This window comes from Thermodesulfovibrio sp., assembly GCF_049969575.1.
Lineage (GTDB): Bacteria > Nitrospirota > Thermodesulfovibrionia > Thermodesulfovibrionales > Thermodesulfovibrionaceae > Thermodesulfovibrio > Thermodesulfovibrio obliviosus.
In genome coordinates this window covers 1-4,053 of sequence record NZ_JBMFOO010000050.1, presented here as the reverse complement: position 1 = coordinate 4,053, position 4,053 = coordinate 1, and the positions used below count along the sequence as shown (strand labels likewise).

General features: G+C 35.3%; 2 protein-coding genes and 1 pseudogene. 2 read left to right on the top strand and 1 reads right to left on the bottom strand.

The features are described 5' to 3' along the window. Together ACP5O9_RS08700 and ACP5O9_RS08695 are read left to right on the top strand one after the other, a co-directional pair. A pseudogene (locus ACP5O9_RS08700) lies at positions 1 to 1,012 on the top strand (chromosome segregation protein SMC); the annotation flags it as partial. Beyond that, complete coding sequence (locus tag ACP5O9_RS08695) at positions 1,009 to 2,367, top strand: FAD-binding oxidoreductase (protein WP_424905394.1); 1,359 nt, start codon at positions 1,009 to 1,011, stop codon at positions 2,365 to 2,367. The pseudogene ACP5O9_RS08700 and the gene ACP5O9_RS08695, both read left to right, overlap by 4 nt. Before the next feature lie 41 nt (positions 2,368 to 2,408). On the opposite strand, the gene ACP5O9_RS08690 is transcribed toward ACP5O9_RS08695, so the two are convergent. Further along, the gene (locus ACP5O9_RS08690) at positions 2,409 to 3,758 is read right to left on the bottom strand and encodes a tryptophan synthase subunit beta (RefSeq protein ID WP_428723849.1); all 1,350 of its coding nucleotides are present in this window, start codon (positions 3,756 to 3,758) and stop codon (positions 2,409 to 2,411) included. Positions 3,759 to 4,053: the final 295 nt, after the last annotated feature.

Genomic DNA, 4,053 nt, shown 5'->3' with positions numbered 1-4,053 from the left:
ACAGAAAAATGAAAAAGAGATTGAGCAAAGTCAGAAAAGATTATCTCAGATTGAAAAAGAAAAAGCAGAGATATTAAAAGCAATTGAAATGATTACTCTTGAAACAGTCAATCTAAAAGAACAAATAGAAAAGCTTTATACAGAACTTCAGAATGAAAAAGAATCTTTAACAGAACTGGAAAAAAAATACCATAGCATAAACGAAAAATTACACCAAATTACAGCAGAAATTGGAGAGAAGAAAACCATTGAAGGCGAAAAAAAAGTAAAGCTTGAAAATCTATGGAATGAGATTTACAGCATTTATGGAATTGACATAATTAAAGAACAGATTGAGCTAGCTCAAGAAACGGAAACATTTAAATCTCGCATAACGCAGCTTAAAAATCAACTCAAAGAAATTGGCCCTGTTGATGTTGAAATCTTGAAGGAATATGAAGATGTTAAAGAAAGATATAACTTTTTAATCAACCAGAAACAGGACATTGTAACATCCATAGAAGAACTACAAGAAGCAATAAAAAAAATTAACTCCCTCACGAAAAAGAAACTAAGAGAAACATTCAATCTTTTAAAAGAAAGATTTAACAGCCTATTTAATGAGCTTTTTGAAGGAGGAAAAGCTGAAATTATTCTCACTGATGAAAACAACATCCTTGAGTCAGAGATAGAAATACATGTTCAGCCGCCAGGCAAAAAGACAGGCAACATAAATCTTCTTTCTGGAGGAGAAAAAGCACTTACTGCTTTATCTTTTATATTTGCCTGTTTAAGTATTCGTCCATCTCCTGTATGCATTCTTGACGAGGTGGACGCACCTCTTGATGATATCAATACCCTTAGATTAAGAAAATTGATAAAACAGTTAAGCAGTAACACGCAATTTCTTATTGTAACCCATAATAAGCTCATGATGGAGATTGCAGATTATATCTACGGAGTAACAATGCAGGAAGAAGGAGTATCCACAGTAATTTCCTTAGAACTAAAAGAAGCAGAGGCATATGTATGAAAGATTTAACATTAATTGAAGGAATAGAAATATCCGACGAAAAAGAAGACCTTATATGCTACAGCTATGATGCTTCCTATGCAAAGGGAAGCCTTCCAGAGCTTGTTGCTTGGCCTAAAAGCACTGAAGAAATTGTAAAAATTGTAAAATGGGCAACAAATAAAGGGTTAAAAATACTACCACGAGGTGCTGGAACAGGCATGGCAGGAGGAGTTATTCCTATTAATTCAAAAAGCATTATAATTAGCCTTGAAAAAATGAGAGAAGTTCTGGAAATAAATCAAAAAAATTTTACTTCTATTGTAGAACCTGGTGTTATAAATGGAGAACTTCAAAAAGAATTAATGATTCATGAACTTTTTTATCCTCCGGATCCTGCATCTCTTGATTACTGCACAATTGGTGGAAATGTAGCAACAAATGCTGGTGGTCCGCGAGCTGTTAAATACGGGGTTACAAGAAACTATTGCCTGGGATGTGAAGTTGTGCTTTCCAATGGTGCAGTTTTGACATTAGGTGGGAAAACACTTAAAAGAGTTACAGGATATGAATTAAAAGAGCTTTTTATTGGTTCAGAAGGCACACTGGGAATAATTTCAAAAGTAATCCTCAGGGTTTTACCACAACCAGAGGAAGTAATTACTCTTTTGATAAGTTTTGATTCAATAGATTCTGCTGGAGAGGCTGTTCCAAAAATCATTGGCTCAGGGATTGTTCCAAGAACCCTTGAATTTCTTGACAGCTCCTGTTTAAGCTTAATTGAAAAAAATTATGAATTGGGGCTGCCCACTCAGGTGGAAGCTTTGCTTCTTGTTGAACTTGATGGAGAAATAACCTCTATTAAAAGAGATGGAGAAAAAATTGTTAATATTGCGAGAAAACTTAAAGGAGAAACGCAGATTGCCACAGACTACTATGCAAGAGAAAATTTATGGAAAGCCCGTAGAAGCATCTCACCATGTATTTTGAAGATGCAGGACAAAGAAAAAATCAATATTGATATTGTTGTTCCTTTAGACAGTCTCTCAAAAACATTTATAAAGTTAAATCAGCTTTCAAATGAATCAAATATTCCAATTATATCTTTTGGTCATGCTGGAGATGGCAATATTCATGTAAACATTCTCGTTGAAAAAGGCAATGAAGAGGAAAAAACTCGAGGATTTGAACTTGTCAAAAAAATCTTTGAATTTGTAGTAAGTCTGGGAGGAGCCATTTCAGGAGAACATGGAATTGGCATAACAAAAAAACCTTATATTAATATTCAGTTAGAAAAAAAACAGATTGAACTGATGCAGGCTATAAAAAGAATTTTTGATCCAAAGGGATTTATGAATCCAGGAAAGATTTTTTAAATATTCTCTGAAGAATACTATCCTGATTTTAGCAGTTGAAATCAAAAAATTTCAGGCAGTTTTCTCAGAGCTTCCTTTATTTTTTCATCTGGATATTCAAAATCAGAAAGCCTCCCGGATAAATATGCCTCATAAGAAGGAAGATCAAGAAATCCTATTCCGCTTAGATTGAAAAGTATTACTCTTTCTTTTCCTTCTTCCTTTGCTTTTAATGCTTCATCTATTGCTACCTTGATGGCATGAGCACTTTCAGGAGCAGGAATAATTCCCTCGCTTCTTGCAAAAAGCATGGCAGATTCAAAGACAGATGTCTGTCCTACTGCCTGTGCTTCAATCAGGCCATCGTGATATAGCTGACTTATGAGAGGAGCGTCTCCATGATATCTTAAACCTCCTGCATGAATTCCTGGAGGAACAAAATCATGTCCGAGGGTATACATCATGAGAAAAGGTGTAAATCCTGCGGTATCGCCGTAATCATATCTGAACTCGCCCTTTGTAAGTGTAGGGCACGAAGATGGCTCTACAGCAATAACTCTTAAATCCTTCCCATGAATCTTATCATAAAGGAATGGAAAGCTTATACCACCGAGATTGCTTCCTCCTCCACAGCAACCAATTACAATATCTGGATAGTCTCCTACAATTTCAAGCTGTTTTTTGCATTCAAGTCCTATAATTGTTTGATGAAGCAAAACATGATTTAGCACTGAACCAAGAGCATAGTTTGTATCTTTATGGGTTGCTGCATCTTCAACTGCCTCTGAGATGGCAATTCCAAGTGTTCCAGGATGATCTGGATTTTCATGAAGAATTCTTCTTCCTGATTCAGTTTTATCAGAGGGAGATGGATAAACTTGTGCTCCCCATGTTTCCATCATTATTCTGCGGTACGGTTTCTGATCATAGCTTACTCTTACCATATAGACGGTAATCTCTATTCCCATTAATGCTCCTGCTAATGCAAGGGCAGAACCCCACTGACCTGCACCAGTTTCTGTGGCTATTCTTTTTATCCCTTCAATTTTATTGTAGTAAGCCTGAGGTATTGAAGTATTTGTCTTATGACTCCCTGCCGGGCCAAAACCTTCATGTTTAAAATAAATCCTTGCAGGAGTCTTAAGAGCCTTTTCAAGTCCAATTGCTCTATAAAGAGGGGTTGGACGAAAGCTTGCATATATATCTAAAACCTCTTGTGGAATATCTATCCATCTTTCAGTAGTAACTTCTTGTTCAATAAGAGACACGGGAAAGATAATTTTTAAATCATCAGGAGAAATCGGTTTCTTTGTTTTTGGATTAAGTGGTGGAGGAGGTAACTTTGGCATATCAGCCTGTATGTTATACCATTGTCTTGGTAAATCTTTTTCAGAAAGTAAAATTCTTCTCATTCTGTCCTCCAGTTGCTGTAATTTTTTATAATAATTATACCTTTTACATTTTTGCAAGATTTTTCTTGACATTGTATCTCCTATTTTGATAACATTTTTCCAAGCCACGAAGGCTTAATTTAGCTCAGAAGAGCTTGAGTTTAAGCTTTCGTGGTTTTTTTATTTAATTTTTTAAGGAGGGGGCACATGAAAAAAGCTTTATTTGTTTTGAGTTTTTTACTTTTTCCTATTTTTACTTATGCAGCTGACATTACAGAGTGGCTATCAATTTCAGGTTCAGCAACAACAGTTTATC

What these genes read in the sequence shown, in the direction of transcription:
- ACP5O9_RS08695 (WP_424905394.1), top strand. Translation starts at nt 1,009, where the DNA reads ATGAAAGATTTAACATTAATTGAAGGAATAGAAATATCCGACGAAAAA.
- ACP5O9_RS08690 (WP_428723849.1), bottom strand. Translation starts at nt 3,758, where the DNA reads ATGAGAAGAATTTTACTTTCTGAAAAAGATTTACCAAGACAATGGTAT.